The organism is Actinomycetaceae bacterium MB13-C1-2 (genome assembly GCA_035621235.1).
Taxonomy (GTDB): Bacteria; Actinomycetota; Actinomycetes; order Actinomycetales; family Actinomycetaceae; genus Scrofimicrobium.
Window position 1 is genome coordinate 2,074,730 of record CP141731.1, and the last position, 20,215, is coordinate 2,094,944.

20 protein-coding genes and 1 riboswitch are annotated in these 20,215 nt (G+C 57.5%); of the genes, 15 read left to right on the forward strand and 5 right to left on the reverse strand.

All coding sequences use genetic code 11. From position 1 onward, the window contains the following. Window positions 1-46: 46 nt before the first annotated feature. The 15 genes from rpoZ to lnt all read left to right on the forward strand — a co-directional run bounded on the left by rpoZ (window position 47) and on the right by lnt (window position 17,454). Window positions 47-313 (forward strand): DNA-directed RNA polymerase subunit omega, encoded by a 267-nt coding sequence (gene rpoZ / locus U6G28_09250; protein WRS29700.1) that lies wholly within the window; start codon window positions 47-49, stop codon window positions 311-313. Then, entirely contained in the window at window positions 294-1,541 is a 1,248-nt protein-coding gene (gene coaBC / locus U6G28_09255; protein ID WRS29701.1) for a bifunctional phosphopantothenoylcysteine decarboxylase/phosphopantothenate--cysteine ligase CoaBC, read from the forward strand. The genes rpoZ and coaBC overlap by 20 nt, the downstream gene beginning before the upstream one ends. Further along, window positions 1,541-2,743 carry a methionine adenosyltransferase gene (gene metK / locus U6G28_09260; GenBank protein ID WRS31226.1) on the forward strand — a complete coding sequence of 401 codons (1,203 nt, stop codon included), beginning with the start codon at window positions 1,541-1,543 and terminating at the stop codon, window positions 2,741-2,743. The genes coaBC and metK overlap by 1 nt, the downstream gene beginning before the upstream one ends. Before the next feature lie 5 nt (window positions 2,744-2,748). Continuing rightward, entirely contained in the window at window positions 2,749-4,575 is a 1,827-nt protein-coding gene (locus U6G28_09265; protein ID WRS29702.1) for a hypothetical protein, read from the forward strand. Between the two features lie 49 nt (window positions 4,576-4,624). Continuing rightward, entirely contained in the window at window positions 4,625-5,578 is a 954-nt protein-coding gene (locus U6G28_09270) for a methionyl-tRNA formyltransferase (GenBank protein ID WRS29703.1), read from the forward strand. Beyond that, entirely contained in the window at window positions 5,578-7,056 is a 1,479-nt protein-coding gene (locus U6G28_09275) for a transcription antitermination factor NusB (protein ID WRS29704.1), read from the forward strand. The genes U6G28_09270 and U6G28_09275 overlap by 1 nt, the downstream gene beginning before the upstream one ends. Window positions 7,057-7,058: 2 nt before the next feature. Next, a complete protein-coding gene (rpe, locus tag U6G28_09280; protein WRS29705.1) occupies window positions 7,059-7,736 on the forward strand; it encodes a ribulose-phosphate 3-epimerase in 678 nt (225 codons plus the stop codon). A gap of 59 nt (window positions 7,737-7,795) precedes the next feature. Then, window positions 7,796-7,917: riboswitch (FMN riboswitch) on the forward strand. Between the two features lie 45 nt (window positions 7,918-7,962). Then, window positions 7,963-8,817 carry an ABC transporter permease gene (locus tag U6G28_09285; GenBank protein WRS29706.1) on the forward strand — a complete coding sequence of 285 codons (855 nt, stop codon included), beginning with the start codon at window positions 7,963-7,965 and terminating at the stop codon, window positions 8,815-8,817. Continuing rightward, the gene (locus tag U6G28_09290; protein ID WRS29707.1) at window positions 8,807-9,865 is read left to right on the forward strand and encodes an ABC transporter substrate-binding protein; all 1,059 of its coding nucleotides are present in this window, start codon (window positions 8,807-8,809) and stop codon (window positions 9,863-9,865) included. Before U6G28_09285 ends, U6G28_09290 begins: the two co-directional genes overlap by 11 nt. 56 nt (window positions 9,866-9,921) lie before the next feature. Beyond that, window positions 9,922-10,185, forward strand: coding sequence for a phosphoribosyl-ATP diphosphatase (locus U6G28_09295; GenBank protein WRS29708.1), 264 nt, complete (start codon window positions 9,922-9,924; stop codon window positions 10,183-10,185). Window positions 10,186-10,192: 7 nt separating this feature from the next. After that, on the forward strand, window positions 10,193-11,041 hold the full coding sequence (gene hisG / locus U6G28_09300) for an ATP phosphoribosyltransferase (protein WRS29709.1): 849 nt from the start codon (window positions 10,193-10,195) through the stop codon (window positions 11,039-11,041). 27 nt (window positions 11,042-11,068) lie between these two features. Then, on the forward strand, window positions 11,069-12,037 hold the full coding sequence (locus U6G28_09305; protein WRS29710.1) for a WYL domain-containing protein: 969 nt from the start codon (window positions 11,069-11,071) through the stop codon (window positions 12,035-12,037). Beyond that, the gene (locus U6G28_09310) at window positions 12,030-13,007 is read left to right on the forward strand and encodes a WYL domain-containing protein (GenBank protein ID WRS29711.1); all 978 of its coding nucleotides are present in this window, start codon (window positions 12,030-12,032) and stop codon (window positions 13,005-13,007) included. The genes U6G28_09305 and U6G28_09310 overlap by 8 nt, the downstream gene beginning before the upstream one ends. After that, on the forward strand, window positions 13,004-15,736 hold the full coding sequence (locus U6G28_09315) for a DEAD/DEAH box helicase (GenBank protein WRS29712.1): 2,733 nt from the start codon (window positions 13,004-13,006) through the stop codon (window positions 15,734-15,736). Before U6G28_09310 ends, U6G28_09315 begins: the two co-directional genes overlap by 4 nt. After that, window positions 15,733-17,454: an apolipoprotein N-acyltransferase gene (gene lnt / locus U6G28_09320; GenBank protein WRS29713.1), complete on the forward strand. Its 1,722-nt coding sequence runs from the start codon at window positions 15,733-15,735 to the stop codon at window positions 17,452-17,454. Before U6G28_09315 ends, lnt begins: the two co-directional genes overlap by 4 nt. A gap of 6 nt (window positions 17,455-17,460) precedes the next feature. On the opposite strand, the gene U6G28_09325 is transcribed toward lnt, so the two are convergent. The 5 genes from U6G28_09325 to U6G28_09345 all read right to left on the reverse strand — a co-directional run bounded on the left by U6G28_09325 (window position 17,461) and on the right by U6G28_09345 (window position 20,174). Continuing rightward, window positions 17,461-17,826, reverse strand: a complete 366-nt coding sequence (locus U6G28_09325; protein ID WRS29714.1) for an RNA polymerase-binding protein RbpA — start codon at window positions 17,824-17,826, stop codon at window positions 17,461-17,463. 154 nt (window positions 17,827-17,980) lie between these two features. Continuing rightward, window positions 17,981-18,271, reverse strand: a complete 291-nt coding sequence (locus U6G28_09330) for an acylphosphatase (protein ID WRS29715.1) — start codon at window positions 18,269-18,271, stop codon at window positions 17,981-17,983. Between the two features lie 5 nt (window positions 18,272-18,276). Continuing rightward, the gene (locus tag U6G28_09335; GenBank protein WRS29716.1) at window positions 18,277-18,831 is read right to left on the reverse strand and encodes a MerR family transcriptional regulator; all 555 of its coding nucleotides are present in this window, start codon (window positions 18,829-18,831) and stop codon (window positions 18,277-18,279) included. Window positions 18,832-18,978: 147 nt separating this feature from the next. Continuing rightward, on the reverse strand, window positions 18,979-19,749 hold the full coding sequence (locus U6G28_09340) for a MerR family transcriptional regulator (protein WRS29717.1): 771 nt from the start codon (window positions 19,747-19,749) through the stop codon (window positions 18,979-18,981). Further along, window positions 19,746-20,174 carry an FHA domain-containing protein gene (locus U6G28_09345; GenBank protein ID WRS29718.1) on the reverse strand — a complete coding sequence of 143 codons (429 nt, stop codon included), beginning with the start codon at window positions 20,172-20,174 and terminating at the stop codon, window positions 19,746-19,748. The genes U6G28_09340 and U6G28_09345 overlap by 4 nt, the downstream gene beginning before the upstream one ends. Window positions 20,175-20,215 lie beyond the last annotated feature (41 nt).

The following is a 20,215-nucleotide window of genomic DNA, read 5'->3' on the forward strand; positions in this document are numbered from 1 at the left end:
GTTCTATGTTGGCCAGCCGGGCCGCGATACCAAGGAGTTCTTTTCTATGTCGGGAATTGTCGCAAAACCGGAAGGCATCACCTACCCTCCGATCGACGAGTTACTTGAGCGTACAGAGTCGAAGTATGCCCTTGTGATCTACGCCGCCAAGCGTGCGCGTCAGATCAACGCTTACAACACTCAACTTGAGTCCAACATGATCCAGTTCGTCGGTCCGGTTGTCCCGACTGAACCCGATGACAAGCCGCTGTCGATTGCGTTGCGTGAAATCGTTGATGACAAGCTGGAGCTCAGTGGAGAAGTCAGCAAGTAGCAAGGCACCAACCGTTGTCGTTGGCGTAGGGGCTGGAATCGCGGCCTATAAGGTCGCGTACGTCGTGCGTGGTCTAAGGAAACTTGGCTGGGATGTTCACGTTGTGCCAACTCCAACCTCACTTGAGTTCGTCGGCGCGGCCACGTGGCGTGAGTTAAGCGAGAACTCCGTCGAGACCCAAGTATTTCATCACGCCGGTGAGGGGCATGTAGAACTCGCTAGAAATGCCGACCTCATGGTGCTGGCGCCGGCCACGGCCGACCTTCTAGCGAGGGCGCGGTTCGGCCTGGCGAATGACCTCCTAACCACGACTTTGCTTGCTACCTCGGCTCCGATAATCGCGTTTCCGGCGATGCACACCAACATGTGGTTGAACCCAGCCACGAAAGAGAACGTTTCGGTTCTTCGGTCCCGCGGGTGGACAATCGTTGATCCGGAGAGCGGAGCTTTGAGTTCCGGCGATAGCGGTCCAGGCCGACTGCCCGAACCCGAGTTCATCGTGCGAATGGTGGCTGACCTTGTGAGAGATCAACAAGCCTCCGGTGTTCTTGAAGGCAAGCGTTTGATCATCACGGCTGGAGGGACCAGGGAAGCCTTAGACCCCGTACGTTTTCTTGGCAATAGATCCAGCGGTCGTCAGGGGGTGGCGCTGGCGGAGGAAGCCGCCAGGCGAGGGGCCGAGGTGATTCTGATTGCAGGAGCCGTTGAGGTCCCGCTTCCTGAGCCAGGCCCCAAAATGACGGTTTTGCGGGCAGTATCAGCTTCAGAGATGCTGCGGGTTGTTCAGGATAACTTGCACGGAAGCGATAGCTTGATTATGTGCGCCGCAGTGGGTGATTTCGCTCCTGAGCAGGCATCAGAGACGAAAATCAAGAAGAACGAAGACGGCGGTGCTCTGGTACTGAATCTGGTGCAGAACCCCGATATTCTCAGGGAGATTTCTACCTCTGCTCTCCGCCCGAGCGTCTTGGTCGGCTTCGGAGCTGAGACGGGTGATTCGGCCGCCGTGCGGCAACTGGGTAGCCAAAAGGCGATTCGGAAGGGCGCGGACCTGTTGACGGTGAACCGCGTTGGAAACGAAGCCGGATTCGGTGACGTTGACTCCGAGTTCTTCTATTTCGACTCGGCCGGACAGCAGGTCGGATCTGCCCGCGGATCGAAAACACTGCTTGCCTCCGATCTGCTTGACCGCGTTGAGGAGCTTCTTGAGAAGGGAACTCAGGGTTGATTCAATCCACTCAGCCATTCACTTCGGAATCGGTCACGGAGGGACACCCAGACAAGGTCTGTGACCGTATCTCGGATTCTGTTCTGGACGCTGTCCTTGCGCAAGATTCGCAGGCTCGGGTTGCAGTCGAAGTCGTTGGCACCAAGGGCCTCATCCACGTCGTCGGTGAATTGACGACCGAGGCGTACGTCGAGATTCCACAGATTGTGCGTGAAGAGGTCCTGCGTATCGGATACGACTCGCAACAGGCGGGATTCGACGGCAATAGTTGTGGCGTGTCAGTCTCTATCGGGCAGCAGAGTCCCGACATCTCGGGGTCGGTGACCGAGTCACTAGAGTTGCGCCGTGATTCAAACGCGGATATTCGGGATCAGCAGGGAGCTGGCGACCAAGGAATCATGTTTGGATTCGCCTGCGATGAGACCCCGGACTTGATGCCAGCGCCGATTTGGTTGGCCCATCGCCTGGCGCGAAAGCTCTCTGATGTTCGCCGATCGCCGGGCAACCCGGGGCTACTTCCTGACGGGAAGACACAGGTGACATTGCGCTATGCAGACGGTATCCCCGTTGCGGTCGACACGATTGTGGTCTCTACTCAACACCTTGAATCCATCGCTCAGGTAGACCTGGAGGAAGCCGTACGTAGTTTGGTGGTCGATTCGGTGCTCGCCGAGAGCGGTCTGGATCTGGACACGTCTGAAATACGGGTGCTGGTGAACCCCTCGGGTCGATTCGTTCTAGGCGGTCCGGCAGCCGATGCCGGGCTGACGGGCCGCAAAATCATTGTTGACTCGTACGGGGGAAGCGCGCCACATGGAGGTGGAGCATTCTCGGGTAAGGATCCCTCCAAAGTCGATCGTAGTGGGACGTACGCTGCACGCTGGGTCGCTAAGAACGTCGTTGCCGCGGGATTGGCAAAGAGATGTGAGATTCAGCTGTCATATGCCATTGGAAGCGCTAGACCCGTCTCTATTGCGGTTGATACCCGCGGAACCGGAATCATCCCGGACTCGGAACTGTCCAAGATCGTGCAGGACACCTTCGATCTTCGCCCACGCGGCATAATCGAAGACCTCGGTCTTCTCAACACAGAGAAAATCAAATACCAGAATACGGCCGCATACGGACATTTTGGACGCGAAGAGTTTCCTTGGGAGTCACTGGAGCGCGTTCCTGAACTGCGCTCCGCAGCAGGGATCTGACGCCCGTGATCGCCCTGGTCGCCATCGATCTTGACGTTCCCCATCTTGACCATCCATTCGAGTACTCGATTCCGGAGGGTCTTGAGGTGGGCGTGGGATCACGAGTGAGCGTCAACTTTGCCGGTCGGCGTCAATATGGATGGGTGACTGGTCTGACAGATACTTCTGCATCGGGACGGAGCCTGCAACCGATTAGACGCGTTGTCGGGCCATTTCCACTCGTAACTTCAGGGGTGATCAGAACTGCCGAGTATCTCTCGGCGCGGTACGCGACCAACTTGAAGCAGATACTCTCGTTTGCCATTCCGACTCGAAGAGCGAGCGTGGAGAAAGAGTTCGGGGAACAGATCGCGCCCGAGTTCCCCGACAAGAAGGTCGTTCCGAGACGCCTGGTAACTTCGCTTTACCCGGGCCAAATGCTTTCCGCTATCGAGTCGGCGACGCGGGAAAGGGAGAAGCGAGAGATCGTTGCTGTAGTTGTCCCGACCTCAGCGGCAGCCCGAAGGGTTGAGAAGTACTTGGAGGCGGCACTCCCGGAGTTGCGGATAGCCCTCGCAGACGCGGAGCAGTCTGATGCCCAGCGGTATCGGGTGCACCTGCGGGCCCTGGCTGGCGAAGTTGATGTGGTTGTCGGGACTCGGTCGGCAGTCTGGACCCCGATGCCAGCGGGTGGTGCGATTGTTGTCTGGGACGATGGTGATGACCGGCTTAAGGAGCGGCGCTCGCCTCGGTTCGACGCGCTTGATGTTGCGGTGGCACGCTCCCATGTTGAACGAGTCCGCCTACTGTGCGCCTCCTACGCCCGCTCGGTTAAGGCACAGGCTCTGGTTGAATCCAGCTGGGCCCAGGACACCTCACCTGATCGAGCGCTCGGTCTTACACTGATTCCTCGAACCCGGGTCTTTGACTGGGCCGATGCTGGCAGAGAGGGAGCCTCGGGCTACTCACGACTACCTGACTCCGCGTACCGAGTTATTCGGGAAGGACTGACGACAGGGCGCCCTGTGCTGGTCCAAGTGGCCTCCGCCGGCTATGCGACGGAGGTTCAATGCCCTCTTTGTCACCTCCCAAGGGATGCGGAACCAAATGAGTGTCCCCATCCTTCGCACGAGTGGGGGGCGCGTCTCAGAATCGGCTCTGATCGGATCAGGGACGAGTTACAAAGAGCGTTCCTTGATTTCCCCGTTGTCGCCTCCTCATCAACCGCAGGAATCATCGACGAGGTGGAAGCGAGTCCGAGAATCGTTGTCGCCACCACCTCTTCGGAGCCGCACGTAAAAGGCGGCTACGGTTCAATTGTGATTGCGGAGGCTGAATCCGTTGTGTACACGGACTCCCTGGATGCTCAGCTGGAAGCAGAACGACGTTGGATGGGCGCGCTGGCTCTTTCTGCCCCCAGAGCACCCGCCATTATTGTGGGAACTCTTCCTGAATCCCTGGAGCAGTCAATCGTCCGCTGGCAACCAGAGATTCTCGCGGTAGAGGAGCTACGGACTCGCACTGAGCTTGGCTTTCCCCCAAGCCGTTGGCTGGTTAGCGTCACAGGTGAACCACAGGCGGTCGAAGAGGCCGCTGATGCGGTTCACCATGTTGCCAATCGGGCGGAGGCATGCCAGCCAAAAGACTCGGAGGCATCGATTGCCGTCGTCAGTCTCTCTTCGCCGTATCGCGAGGAGGGAAAAACTGTTCGTCGTCTTATTGCATCGAGCGCCCCACGAATGACCGGCCAGCTAATGAGCGCTTTGAGGCAGGTACAGATCGACCGATCAAAGAATGGAATGGCTCTTTTGCTGATCGAAGTAAACCCCAGCCAGGTGGCTGATAGCTCCTAGTGCCCCGCGTCAACTAACCGTTGGCGCGTTGAACCTCTAAGCTGGAACGGTGCGAATCGTCTTTGCTGGAACTCCTAAAGTTGCTCTTCCAACGTTGCTTGCCCTGATACATTCAGAACATGAGGTCGTCGGAGTAATTACCCGACCGCCAGCCGCCCAGGGTCGTTCGAGGAAACTGGTTGATTCACCGGTGGGGGCGTTTGCAAAACAAGAGGGCCTGAATCTGCGCGAAACATCCCGGCCCGGGTCCGAAGAAGATCTGCGTTGGCTGACGGACCTGCGTGCCGATGCGGGGGTCGTAGTTGCGTACGGGGCACTTCTTACTCCTGCTGTCCTTGATAGCACACGGCTAGGCTGGGTTAATCTCCATTTCTCATCACTTCCCGACCTGCGAGGAGCCGCGCCAGTTCAGCGAGCGATCCTTCGTGGTGATACAACGATCGGAACCACCGTCTTCCTCCTGGATCCGGGCATGGATTCCGGACCGATTATCGAGACACAGAAGCACCGGACGACCGCCTGCGCTTCGTCGGGAGAGGTACTTGAGGAACTATCTGAGATCGGGTCCACTCAAGTGGTCTCTGCGCTGACGAAGCTTCAGACGTCCGGGTATGTTCCAACCCCCCAGGACACGGGGCCTGATGACTCCTTTGTAACCCTGGCGCCAAAACTTAGTAGGCAAGACGGATTCATCAGCTTTGAAGAGTCCGCCGAAAACACGGTGAATAGAATCAGAGCGGTGACGCCGGCTCCGGGAGCATGGACCCTAGATGCCACGAGAAAACCAATGAAGCTGAGGGGCGCCACACTGAGCGATCAGACTTTGTTGGCGCCCGGGCAGACCATGGTCGTCGGACAGCTACTTAAAGTCGGCACCTCCGACACAGATATTGTCCTCTCAGAGGTGGCTCCCGCTGGGAAGTCTTGGATGCGCGGGGCCGACTGGGCGCGGGGAGCAAGAATGACCGAAGATGATCGACTTGGTGGGGTTGGGAGAGTGTAGTGAACGGGGACAGACAAAAGAGGCATAGGGAGTCGAAGAGTGTTGATGCTCCTCGATTGCTCGCCGCCCGGGCGTTGGTATCGATCGACGAAGACGGTCAGTTTGCGAACTTGCTTCTTCCTAGAATGCTCCGCGAAGAGCAGTCGTCTAACCCACGGTTTTCGCCGCAGGACGCGGCATTTGTTAGTGAACTGGTCTATGGAACCACCCGGCGTCAGCGAACACTAGACCAGATTCTTACGCCTCTTTCGACCAAGCCTTTGGCCGAATTGGATGCACCGGTACGAGCATGCCTTCGTTTGGGTGCCTATCAGTTGATGTACATGAGGGTTCCCGACCACGCGGCGGTATCCGAGACCGTCTCGGTGGCGCGAGAACTATCGGGAGAAGGTCCAAGCAAAACTGTGAACGCCGTACTGCGTTCCCTACTCAGACTCGGGACGGATGAGGCTCTGGCCCGGGCAGTGGACAGCGTTCCACGGCAGTATCGGGTCGGGGTCGAACAGTCACATCCCGACTGGATCGTGGATGCATTTCGGGAATCGTTGCGTCTGCGTGGCTTTCCGGAAGCGACCCTGGCCGAGGCGCTTGAGGCAAACAACACGGCAGCTCAGGTAACGCTTGCCGCCCGTCCAGGGTTAGTAGATCCTCAAGATTTGGCTGAGGAAGCTGAGGACGTTCTGCGCGTTAGTGCACACCAGGGAAACCTTGCGGAGACATCCGTGATTCTGGGCGGGGGTGATCCCGGCGCGCTTCCTTCGCTCAGATCAGGAGATGCGGGGGTACAGGACGAAGGCTCGCAGTTTGCAGCGTTACTGCTTGCGAACGCCCCTCTAGGTGCGGGATCGGACAGTAGATGGCTCGACCTCTGTGCCGGTCCCGGAGGCAAGGCGGCACTACTAGCAGCAGTTGCGAAGGAACGGGGCGCCACCGTGACAGCCAACGAGGTTAGTCCCCGTCGTGCCCGGCTTGTTGAACGTTCTGCACAGGCGCTAGACAATGTCACTGTTACCGTACAAGACGGACGAGAGATTCTTGGTGAAGGCATCTATGACCGAGTTTTGGTTGATGCCCCATGCCTAGGTTTGGGTTCCTTGCGCAGACGTCCAGAGTCCAGATGGCGACACAGCGAAAGTGATCTTGACGAGCTACTCCCACTGCAACGAGGACTTCTTGATGCCGGTATCCGCCTGGCGCGCCCGGGGGGCGTGATCGCTTGGGTGACTTGTTCACCGCACCGGAGTGAGACCGTCGACCAGGTCGCCCGAGTGCTAGAGAGCGGACAGGTGACCCTGTTGGACGTTTACGATGTGGCAGCTTGTCTCACCCCCGAAGACCTACGAGCTACCGGGGTCATCCCGGAGGGTCTGGCTCCGACCACACGAACCGTTCTGCAACGCTCACTGCAGCTCTGGCCACATATCCATAAGACCGATGCAATGTACATTGCACTCCTCAAAAAGGAAGAAGCTAAGTAGAAATGACCAACGGCCGTCAAGTAAAGATCGCTCCCTCGATTCTGTCAGCCAATATCGGAAGACTCGACGATGAGATACTCCGGGTTGCAAACGCTGACCTAGTACACGTTGACGTCATGGACGGACACTTCGTTCCGAACCTCACCTGGGGTCTTCCAGTGGCGAAGGTATGCGTTGACCAGGGGGTGCTCCCAGTGGATGCACACTTGATGATCGAAGATGCGGACAGATGGGCCCCAAAGTATTCGGACCTGGGGTGTGCCAGCGTGACCTTCCACGCCGAGGCGGCCACCGCTCCCATAACACTGGCACGGAATCTTCGCGCAGCGGGGTCCCGGGCGGCAGTAGGTTTCAGGCCAACCACGCCGGTCGAGGGGTATCTTCCGTATCTCTCGGAGTTTGACATGGTGCTAATCATGACCGTTGAACCAGGTTTCGGGGGCCAGCGGTTTCTGGAACCAGCACTCGAGAAGATCCGCCTTGTGCGCAAGACGGCAGACGAGATGGGCCTCGACCTAGACATTCAGGTTGATGGCGGCATTGACCGGAAGACGATCGCCCGGGTTGCGGAGGCTGGTGCAAACGTGTTTGTCGCAGGTTCTGCGGTCTACGGATCTGCCGACCCAACAAAAGAAGTTGAAATCCTGCGCGAACTCGCCACGAGTGCCATGGAAAAGTAGGCTCGTCTGCCCCTGGTGAAATGACAGTTAACCTCCCTTGATCTTCGTGGCATAATCGAGAACAGCTTCGGGGTCGGTGAAAGTCCGAGCCGGCGGTCATAGTCCGCGACCCGTACGCAGTGCGGTTGAGCTGGTGGAACTCCAGCACCGACGGTTAAAGTCCGGATGGGAGAAGCGGTAGCGTCGCTCGACGCTGTCCTTGTGCACCCCGAGGCGGGGGAATGCATTGGGAACACTCACGCACAGGAAACACGAGAGCCGTCAGCTTGCGTGGACGGCTCCGGTGCTGTTCGCACTCTTGTTGATTGCGGCATGGTGGCTTGTAACTGCCTTTGCCGATATTGAGTCGTGGGTTTTCCCGTCTCCTCAGGCGTTCGTTCGCGCTGCCGGGCAGTTACTAACCGAGTCGTGGTTCTGGCAGCGTGTGGCCATCACCGCCGGAGAGGCGCTTGCGGGAGCCTTCCTTGGAACAGTAGTTGCAATTCCTCTTGCCTGGGTCATCTATCGTTCAAGTATCGTCCGCGCTGCAATTGAGCCTTTCTTAGGTGCAACGCAAGCTATCCCTGCGATTGCTTTGGCGCCCCTTCTGGTTCTGTGGATCGGGCACGGATTCGTCGCAATCGTCACCCTCTGCGCACTGATGGTTTTCTTCCCGGTACTGGTTTCGACAGTCGTTGGACTTCGAGGTTTGGATCCAGACGTGCTTGATGCTGCGGCGATCGACGGGGCGGATGGTCTTAGGCTGACCTGGTCCGTTGAAATGCCCATGGCGGCCCCGATAGTTCTGGCGGGCATACGAAATGGTTTCACCCTCTCGGTAACAGGTGCGGTTGTGGGCGAGATGGTCATGGGGGGCACCGGACTGGGCCAAGCTTTAGCCCAGCAGAGATACAACCTGGACACAGCGGGGATGTTTGTCACTGTTGGGGTTCTCTGTCTGCTCGCGATGACGCTGTACTCGCTGATCTACTCAGTTGAACGACGGATTAAGCGAGACACCCGCCCTAAGAATCGATACCGAACCGCGAGCGCCGAGCCGCAAACTGACTCTGCTAGTCAAGGAGATAGAAATGCCCGTTAGATCCGGAATGATACGCATCGGCTTGCTCGTTGTAGCCGCGCTGGCGGGGGCCTCCTCACTCGCTGCCTGTAGCACCGGTGGAGGCGAACAGAGTTCACAGGACCTTGTCGGGGCATCTGTCCCGATTGGACGGGGAGGTGAAGAAGTCACGATTGGCCTTACCTATGTCCCCAATGTTCAGTTTGCGCCCGTCTATGTTGCTGCGGCCGATGAGATCTTTCGCGCGGCCGAGGTCGGTCCGGTGATCCGACATCACGGAACGGACGAAGGCCTATTTACTGCCCTTACCTCAGGGGAAGAAGACGTGACAGTCGCGAGTGGGGATGAGGTTTTGCAGTCCAGGGCCGCCGGTTTGGACCTGGTTGCGATCGGCACCTACTACGACGAATACCCGGTTGCAGTCATCTCTAAGGCCGATAGCGGAATCGATAGTCTTGCGGACCTGAAGGGCAAGAGCATAGGCGTTCCGGGCGAGTTTGGTTCGAACTGGTTTGGCCTGTTGGCGGCACTGGATTATGCGGGACTAAACATTTCGGATGTAACGGTTGTCTCTGTCGGTTACACCCAGGCCGCTTCACTGGCAACAGATGCCGTGGATGCGGTTGTGGGATTCGTCAACTCGGATGCTGTGCAACTAGAGCAAATGGGAATCGAGACAACAGTGCTGCCTCTCTCGGACTTCGATGTCCCGCTGGTTGGTGCCACCATTGTCACTACCAGGGAGTGGCTAGAAGATCACCAGGAACTTGCTCGCTCGGTCGTCGAGGCAATAACCGCAGGGATGGACAGGGTCATCCAGAATCCGCAGCACGCGCTAGAGATTAGCGCCAACTGGGACCCGTCGCTGCGGCAGGGCGAAAATCGCGCAACAGCGGCTAGATTGCTGGAAGCCACGATTCCGCTATGGGAACGTTCAGACGGGAAAGCGTCTGCTGTTCAAGATATCGAAACTTGGAACCGAATGGCTCCGTTCCTCTCGGGCATTCTTGAGGTCCCTGAGTCCGCCATGGGAATAGATCAGGCGGTGACCAACGACTTCGCAAACTAGAGATGGTGCTTGGACAGTATCGGTTCTAGTCAGGCAATCGACGTACGCTACTGCTCATGAATACCTTTGAGGACATGTACCAGCAGATAGTCCAGAGAGCCAGTGAGCGACCCGACGGCTCGCGAACGGTTACTGAACTCGATGCTGGGGTCCACGCGATCGGCAAGAAGATTGTTGAGGAAGCTGCTGAGGTTTGGATGGCGGCTGAATACCAGAGTGACGCCGAACTGGCTGAAGAGGTATCACAGCTGATTTATCACACGCAGGTTCTGCTGGTTTCCAAGGGCTTGTCGCTCCAAGATGTCTATAAGTATCTCTGAGGCTCGAATGTTAAGAATTGCAGTACCCAATAAGGGATCCCTCTCCGAAGCCTCGGTGGATTTGCTCGCGGAAGCGGGCTACCGGACGAAGCGCCGCGGTCGCGAGCTAGTAATTGTTGACCCGCGGGGTGACACAGAAGTCTTCTTCCTTCGTCCTCGTGACATTGCGGTTTACGTGGCAGAGGGTCGAGTGCACGCTGGGATTACCGGACGTGATCTGGTTGCTGATTCACCGAGCGGTGCAATCGAGCTTATGGGACTCGGTTTTGGGCGTTCGCTCTTTCGCTTTGCGGCGCCGGTGGGCCTTGCCAGCCGCGTCGAGGATCTTGAGGGCAAACGAGTCGCGACCTCGTACGACAAACTCGTACGTGACTACCTGAGCGGACGTGGGGTGGAGGCGCAGGTAATCCATCTGGATGGGGCGGTCGAGTCTTCTATACAACTTGGGGTTGCCGACGCGATTGCGGATGTTGTTGAAACCGGGTCAACTTTGAAGGCCGCCGGACTCGAAGTTTTCGCGGATCCGATCATGGAATCTGAAGCAATTTTGATTACGGGTCAGCAGCACGAGGGTGAACCCCAACTAAGCGTTCTGGTGAATCGCATTCAGGGTGTGTTGGTTGCGCGGGATCATGTGTTGGTGGACTACAACATTGAACTCGACAACCTGTCCAAAGCCACACTGATTGCTCCCGGTTTAGAGTCGCCAACGGTGTCGCCTTTAGCTGAACAGAACTGGCGAGCCGTTAGAGTAGTAGTAGCTCGAAATGCCATGAATCAGGTCATGGATGAACTGCTCACAGTGGGCGCCAAAGGTATCATCGTCACTGAGCTCGCAGCTTCAAGACTCGGGTAGGAATCGATAGAAGGTCGGGGAGGCGCATTGTCTAAACGACGGGCAACAACCTCCCTGAGACTACTGATTCTTACTCTGAATCTGCTCAACACCGATCTGGGGTTGACCGCTGGCAGTCTAGTTAAGCGTGTCCCTGGCTACGAAACCGCAGACCCGGACTCTACGATGCGTAAGTTCGAGCGTGACCTGGCCACACTCCGTGAAACCGGGCTCGATGTCCAGACGCTATCTCAGCACACCCCGCCTCGATACCGGATTCCCCGTAGTGCCTATCAGGTTGGGGACTTGCTCACCGACGGTGAGTTTCAGTTATTGAGTCGGGCTGCGGCTTCCTGGACTGATGTTGCTGGGACGCAGGGTGGCGTAGTTACCAATAAGTTACGTGCCGTCAGTTCGCGTGGCCACGGGCCGACTGCTCCAAGTGCAACTCTGCCCCTCGAGGGCGGCGCCTACACGCCCACACTTCACGCTGCCATACTAAATTCTCAACCGGTTAGTTTTCGCTACCAGTCGCGAACCGGACTTGAAGAACGAGAGGTCGCGCCCTGGAACTTGATTGCCAGAGGAAATGCTCTTTATCTTTGGGGATTTGACCTGAATCGGTGGGACGCCCGCCTATTCAGGCTTTCGCGATTCCGCAGTGCTCCGGTGCTAATCGGTGAAAGGGAAGCAACCGTTCCCACGGGAGCTCTGGCACCCAGGGAATTCGACTACGACTCCTTCCTCGTTGAGCCGCTTCTGGCTGTGCGAAAGGGCGGTGCACCGTTGGTGCGGCTAAGGGCCTGCGTTCTCGACAGTTCAGATGAGTGGACTCTCCCGGAGGGCTGGGAATGTATGCGGGGGACGCGTGATGATGTCTCGGTATGGGAACTGGCAATTATGAGGGAGGCAGATTCCGTGGTTTTGCTGGAACCGGAGTTCCTCCGTGAGAGCCTACTAACCAATCTTGAGACCGCCGCCGAGTGGAAGTTCCAGCAAAGGAGTGAGGATGGCTGAGCAGAGTTCAGTTGGTCTGTCTCGGCTAGTTTCTCTCGCCCGTTTTATCGACGCTAACCCGGGTCTGACAGTGAGCGAAGTTGCCACTCATTTTGAGCGAACAGAAGAACAACTGAAGCGGGACCTTGCCGTTCTTCTTGAAGCCGGTTTTGATGACCTGCTGCCGGGCAGAACGCTCGAGTTCGACCACGACCAGTACGAGCACGCCGGTATCCTCTGTCTTCGCAGTCCACTCGGACTTGAACGAGGCGTAAAACTGACCAGCGCCGATCTTGCGATTCTTCTCTACGGCCTAGAGGCGATCGCACCGACTCTCACGGACGGAGAGATTGCCGATATTCCCGGAGCGATTTCGAAGGCCGCGGCCCTGGCCGGAATGACTGAGAGCGCTCCGCTTCCGTTCATCGACACCATTAACGAAGTGGTTTCCGGTGATAAGGTCCAGGTCTTGCGCGGGGTGATTGATCGCGGCCAGCGGGTCCAGTTTGACTACGTCAGCGGAAGTGGCGGCCGCTCAAGTAGACTCGCTCAGCCTGTCTCCCTCAGCTTTGTCCGCGATGGCTGGCTACTTGATGCCATAGATACCGAAGTCGGCTCAATGCGCTCCTTTCGTCTTGACCGAATGGGCGATCTGAGTATTTTCGGCGAGGGGGAAGTAGCGAAGATCAGACGCGAGTCGCGTGATGAGTCGGAGACCGTCTTTATCGATCTCGATCCGTCTGCTGCCTGGGTCAAGTCGGAACTCACGGCACGTCGAGTTCAAGAAACGCCCGAGGCAATCAAAGCCGAGTACGCGGTATGGGACCGCTCTTGGATCCGCACAGAAATCTTGACTATGGCGAACTATGTGCGCGGAACCGACCCTGCGGTCTTTCTTGATGATGCGGCGGAATTTGCAACAAACGCCGCCCGAACCTGGCGCGCGGTCCTTGACGAACCTGGGAAACCAAAGAATGGCGATTACTCATGAGCAAAACTGAGCCGACGGCCGCCGAACGGATGAGTCTGTTTCGCCGGCATATGGCAGTCGAAGAGAGCGGTTTGGGGGAGTACTGGCAGACTCTTCCCTTCCGAGCCGACGACTTTCAGGTGGAGGCCTTAGAGGCGGTGGCACTCCGGGAGTCTGTGCTGGTTTGCGCTCCAACAGGTTCGGGAAAGACCGTTGTTGGAGAGGGAGCCGCCTTCCTGGCTCTGCTGGCGGAGGAGAGGGTGTTCTACACCACCCCGATTAAGGCACTGTCAAACCAGAAGTTCCGAGACTTTTCGGAACGATTTGGCGATGAGAATGTCGGCTTACTGACGGGCGACACGACGGTCAACGGTGACGCTCCGATAGTAGTTATGACCACCGAAGTGCTGCGCAATATGATCTATGCCGGCAAGAACCTGGAGAATCTCGGCACCGTCGTTTTGGATGAGGTCCACTATCTTTCAGATCGCTTCCGTGGGCCAGTGTGGGAGGAAGTGCTGATTCAACTCCCCAGGCATACTCGCGTCGTAGCGCTGTCCGCCACGGTGTCGAACTACGAGCAGTTCGGTGACTGGATCGCGTCAGTTCGAGGTAGTTGCACCGTAGTTACCTCGGACAAGAGGCCGGTTCCGCTCTATCAGCACATGATGGTGGGGCCGCGGCTCTACAGCCTGTATGCGCAACCGCGCCGTGCCGCGAAGGCAAACGAGGCTACTTATCGTCTTAATCCGGACCTGATTGCCGCGATTGGGCCGTCGATTCCCCGCTCGGGTCGCCGAGCGCATCCGACTCCGTGGGTTTCTCGTCCCAAGATGGTCGAGGTTTTGCAGCAAAAGAACCTGCTGCCCGCCATCGACTTTATCTTCTCCCGCGCCGGATGCGACCAGGCGGCCGAAGAGGTTGCCCGAGCCCCGCTGACACTCACAACGTTCGAGGAGCGAGAGCAGATTAGGAAAGAGACCTCTGCGGCCCTCGAATCAATTCCGGCTCAGGATCACGCCGCGCTTGGTTTGAACGCCTGGGCAGAAACACTGGCTTGTGGTGTGGCCGCGCACCACGCTGGCCTACTTCCAATTCTCAAGGAAACGGTCGAGAGACTGTTCTCCCGTGGCCTGCTCAAGGTCGTATTCGCTACCGAGACGCTCGCCCTCGGAATCAATATGCCTGCCCGCACAGTCGTCTTGGAGTCGCTCGAAAAATGGGACGGTTCTGAACATGTGCGGCTTGGACCTCGCGAATACACCCAGCTGACCGGGCGCGCGGGTAGACGAGGCATTGATGTGGAGGGCAACGCCGTCGTAATGGATCGACGGGATGTCTCTGCCGAGGAAGTCGCGGCGCTTGCTTCAAAGAGAAGCTATCCGCTGAAGAGCGCTTTCTTTCCCTCCTACAACATGGCGGTGAACCTACTGGCGCGTAGCGACATGGCAACCACCCGTCAGGTTTTGGAGTCCTCTTTCGCTCAGTATCAGGCTGACGCCGCAGTGGTGAAACTAGCCCAGAAACTGAGGGAAACAGACGAGCGGATCGGTGAGGTCAAGGCCGAACTTCACTGTGATCGCGGAGACGCGGGTGAGTATTTCTCCCTTCGCGACGAGGTCTCTCGACTTCAAAAGAGTGCGGCAGCGGCAAGCCGGACCCACAAGCGTCAAAATGAACTGCGAAGTCTGTCAAAACTTCGGATTGGGGACGTGGTCCAGTACCGTCGTGGACGCAAATGGCGTCGAGCTGTCGTGATTCAGCCCGCGGCGCCAGGATATGCCGTTCCTCTTCCCAGTATTCTTGATGAGAACGCGAAGATAGGGCGTCTAGGACCGCGGGAGGCCTCCGAGGGGATGGAGAAGCTCGGGCGCATGCACGTTCAAAGCGGCGGCCTAAGGCGTGCAAAGGACCGACAGTTTCTGGCACGTGAACTGCGAGAATTCCAGACCAAACCCCGGGGAAAATCAGACCTTCGAGGACGCACGGCGGACGATTCTCCGGAAGCAGAAAGACTACTAAGGCGCGCAAGCGAACTTGAGGAGACGTTGCGCGCCCACCCGGTTCATTCCTGCCCGGACCGTGAACAACACGCTGGGATCGGGCACCGCTACGTGCGCCTTCTGCGTGATCGCGATGATCTCGCAGAGCGAATCGCGAGTCGGACCGCACGAATCGTTTCTGAGTTCGATCAGGTCTGCACGGTACTTCGATCATTGGGTTTCCTCGACAAAGACACGGTCACCGGCCGCGGCGAAATGCTTAGAAGAATATACGGAGAGCGTGACCTGGTCGTCGCGCAGGCGATCAGTGAGGGAATCTGGGACGAGCTCACCCCGCAGGAGTTTGCAGCAATCATCTCTACGGTGGTCTATGAGCCGCGAGCAGAGGCGAGCGCTAGTTCGGAGCGCCCATCCCTCCCAACCGAGCGTCTGCGCGATGCGTGGGCGAACACGGAAGCTATTGGACGGGTGATCAGACAGGCCGAGCAGCAGGCTGGTATCGACCGAACGACGGAACTCAGTGCCGATCTGGTTGCTATGACCTACCAGTGGGCAAGAGGAGCATCGCTTGCGAAGGTGCTTGAAGGATCAGAGATGTCCGGCGGTGACTTTGTGAGATGGATGCGTCAAATACTCGACATGCTGCAACAGATTCGACGTGTCGAAGGATCACCGCTTCACGAGTCCGCTACCGCCGCGTATGACGCAGTTCTTAGGGGCGTGGTGGCCTGGACGGAGGATCTGTGAGTTCGGTCTTGGGAAAGAGCGAGTCAAAACGAGGATTTCGTGCGACGGGGAGTCTCCCGCTTGACCTGCTTCTCCTGGTCATCTCCGCGGTGGCGATGTGGGCTTCGTTCCCAGCGCTGAGTATTTGGCCATTAATGATTCCCTCTCTGGCCTTGCTCGTTTTTGTGATAGACCGGGTTGGACCTCTGCGCGCGGGACTCTATGCGGTGTTTTGGGCAATGGTCTTCCTGATGCCCCACATTTCTTGGATGCAGATCGCGACGGACGGCACGATCCTGGCGTGGATCGCACTGGCAGGAGCCCAGGCGTTCTTTATCGGCCTATGGGGCAGTAGCTTCTCTGCGCTCGGTACTTGGCGATGGTCGCGGACCGTTTGGGGCGAGGTTCTTGGCGGAGCCCTATTGTGGGTGACTTTTGAGGAGTTGAGGTCCCGGGTCCCATTCGGCGGATTCCCGTGGGGCAAACTCGCTTATCCGCAGGTTGACTCACCGATGATAATTTATGCTCCGGTTGGGGGAGAGGTATTGGTCTCCTTCCTGGTGATGGCCGCTGCAATCCTTCTGCGACGTGCACTGGCGCTGAGGGAGCCGCTCGCTCCAAGTCCATGGGGGAGACTCGGGGCTCTTGGCGTCGCGGCTCTAATTGCGTTTGGCCCGGTTTTCTTTCGACTGCCGAACACTCAACAGGAGGGTTCCGTTTCGATAGCCGCGGTTCAAGGCAATGTTGAGGTGCCGGCTAGTGAGACGTTCTCAGTTCCCGGGAAGGTAACCGGCAATCATCTAGCGGAGACCCTGAGACTGCTTGAATCCGAACCGAGACCGCAGATCGTCTTTTGGGGCGAGAACTCCACGGATCTCGATCCTCGCTACTTTGGTGAGACCAAAGGAATCGTTGAGAAGGCCTCAGACGCAGCCGAAGTTCCCCTCGTCATCGGCATCATGGAACGGGACGGAGACGTTCGCTATAACTGGGTTGGTGTTTGGTATCCAAAGGAGGGTTCCCACGAAGCTGGTTTCGCGGCAGAAACCCTGTACGGTAAACAGCGGCCGGTTCCTTGGGGGGAGTACATTCCATTCCGCGCTCTCACACTGAAACTTGCCACTGCGGCAGCACAGATTCAGGTCGACATGGTTCCCGTGGATAATCCCGGCTACATGGAGGTGGAGCTGAACGACGGAAGCATCCTGCCAATAGCCGTGGGAATCTGCTTCGAAGTCGCGTACGAACCGATCATCGCCGAAGGCGTGCGTATGGGCGGGCAACTAATCTACATTCCCACCAACAACGTTCACTTCGACGACTCTGCGGAGTCCTTGCAGCAACTACAAATGCTTCAGTTCAGGGCCGCAGAGTTCTCCCGCTCGGCAGTCCAGGTTTCCACCAATGGAGCCTCAGGAATTGCTAGACCAGACGGCAGTCTTCTCGCTTCAACGCCGATGCAGGTGGCGGCGCATCTACAGGCCGAGGTACCGCTACGAAGCACGATTACGCTGGCCGCAAGACTGGGCGAAAGCCTGTCATGGGTGGTCATCTTTGGTGGAGGAGCGCTTGCATTGGCCTCGGTCGGGGCCCATATTTATGGCCGTTCGCTAGTGAAGGCGCAGAAAAACCAAGTCAAACGTAAAGAGACTGCAAAGACTAAGTTAAATTTGGCTAAATCTAACCAAAAGGGGAGCGCTGCCAGGGGGAAGCGCTCCGCATCCTCAGCAAAAAAGTAGCGTCAATTAGCCGTTTCGGTAAGAGACATCGAGTTCCAGTTCGCCGCTGCGATAGGCCTCAAGTTGCTCCTTGAGAAGCTGATCAAGTTCTTCAAGGCTACGACGCTCAAGAAGCATGTCCCAGTGGGTTCGTTGCTGCTTGACAGGTTTGGCTTCTTCGTCGGTGACAACTTCACCAACGAGCTCGGCGATCTCGCCGCAGCGGCATTCCCAGGTTGCCGGGGGTTCTGCCTCAGCGGCAAACATCACCGGAAAATCGTGGCCGTTCGGGCAAACGTAGTGAGCCTCAAAACGGTCAGCGAATACAACACCGTCTTCGGACTCAAGAGACTTTGAACCAATCTGCATGCCTCGAAGTGCGCGATCTGCCAACGTAACTCCTAAGTATTAGTCGCGAGTTTGCCGTCCCATTATAGGCCGAGGAGTATGAGAAAGAGTTTCAGTACGCCCTAAGCTGTAAAATCAACAAGCTAGCTATGTTCCGATAATGTACATTATGTCAGATTACTTAGGGCTCTTTACTGCCCTATCTGAGAATTTCGAACCCGCTTAGGTCCTCGAACTTTGAAGCATCAACGTCCATGCGCGAAATATAGACCCCGTCAATTCCGGCCAAGAGCCAGTCGCGAAAATGATCTATGCGATATCCCATGCCCTGGACATGAACACTTACCGTTCCATCGACTTCGTTGCGGGTCCAGCCTTCGATGTCTAGTTCGTCGGCTTTCCACTTGAGCCGGTATCTAAGACCTACGCCCTGTACCCGCCCACGAATCCGAAGATCGAGAGCCTTCTTAGAATGCTGGTCCGAGACCATCTAGCTCAGACCGCACGCTTGGCGCGCCTGCGCGCCTCAAGTTCGTTCATACCGATAACTCCGTCGCCCTGGTCGACCGGAAGCTCTGCTAGTGTTCCTTCGACCTCGCGCCAGACTTTACCGACGGCGATACCAAAGACCCCCTGGCCGCCCTGAAGCAAGTCAACAATCTCGTCTGCAGAAGAACACTCGTAAACGGATGCCCCGTCGCTCATCAGAGTGATGGAAGCCAGGTCGTCGACTCCTCTATCCGCAAGCTGTGCCACTGCTGTGCGCACCTGCTGTAGGGAAACCCCGGCGTCAAGAAGACGCTTAACGACCTTCAAAACCAGAATGTCCTTGAACGAATAGAGACGCTGTGAACCGGATCCCTGTGCGCTTCGTAGCGACGGAACAACCAGGCCGGTGCGCGCCCAGTAATCGAGCTGCCTGTAAGTTATTCCGGCCGCACCACACGCAACCGGTCCTCGGTAGCCGGCAGTGGTGTCAATCTCAGCAAGAGTGTCTCCAAAGAGCATTGTCTGGCGTGACTCCGCCAACTGGTCACCGTTAGCGCTCATGTGGACTCCTTGATGGGATTATTCAAGCTAAAGCCTGTGGCCAGGATACTGCGACCGGGCTCGGATACATAAGTATCTCGCCACTAAGACTACCCCGTCGCTCAACCTTCAGGCTCAACTTGAGGGTGAGTGTCGGGGCGTGTCGCGCTAGACGTCCAGTGATGCAAGTGCGGAGTGCAGGTACTGGCCGTGGAGTGTAATAAAGACCTCGGCGAGCTCCGCGGCCTCGGCTTTGGCTCGCTCGCGATCTGCAGACCTGTCTCTGCGAGTGATACCAACTGTCACCTGTTCGATGATGTCGGCTGACCGTTCGGCCCCGGTTCGAACTGAGCGTAAGTTCCTTGCGGGCACTCCCGAAGCCACTGCCTGACCGATCAGGTTCACGGTCGTCACGGTCGATGACGGGAAATGTCCTCCCAGGTCAGGAGCTATTAGACCGAGTCGGGTGTACTCCTCTAGCACCTCGCGACCTACCCCGGTCAAGTCAGAGAGCTCACGTACTGAAACGGTGCTTCGTCCACTCGGCGCAACCGACTTTCCCCGATCCGTAACAAGGCGGGCCGGACGCGGGTCGTCGGCCTGGTGCCCAGCGTCAAGAGCAACTAAGTTCTCGTGAATCACTCGTAGAGGGGCGTAGGAATCCCTTTGCTGGGTCAGTATGTACCGGATACGTTCGATGTCCGCGAGTGAGTACTTGCGGTATCCCGAAGCCGTGCGGTGGGGCTTAACCAGACCTTTGTCCTCAAGAAAACGAATCTTGGAAACTGTAGTGGCCGGAAACTCGTTCTTCAGAGTCTTCACGACGGCACCAATCGGCATGGTTGGTTCGTGCGAAGTGCCGTGCGGCCAACTAATCGGTCCCTGTTTCTCTGGCGCCCCGCCCCGATCTAGTTTGGCACCTGCCGCTGCCCTCGTCACTGCTTGGGTGAAGGCTGGTAAGTCATACGGTACTTGCCAATCTGCACTTCGTCTCCCGCAGAGAGCAGGGCCTGATCGACCCTCTCACGGTTTACGTATGTGCCATTTAGCGCCCCCGAGTCACGAACCATATGCACGCCGTCCTTTGAAATGAACTGGCAGTGCTTGCGCGAAACCGTTACATCGTCCAGGAATATGTCGGACGAGGGTGAGCGTCCCGCGTTGGTAATCTCGCGATCCAGTAAGAACCGGGCCCCGGTATTTGGTCCACGCTGAACAATCAGAAGTGCAGAACCAGCAGGTAGAGCCTCAACAGCCTCTTGATCTCTGGCTGAAAGTGGGATTCTCGCTGAATCCTGGGGCTCTTCGCTCTCCGTGCCAAAGAATGCTGTGCTGGATGGGTCAAAGGTGCCGTCGCTGCCCACGATCTGCTCCCTTCATCGGTCGGTTACCTACAGAAGACTAT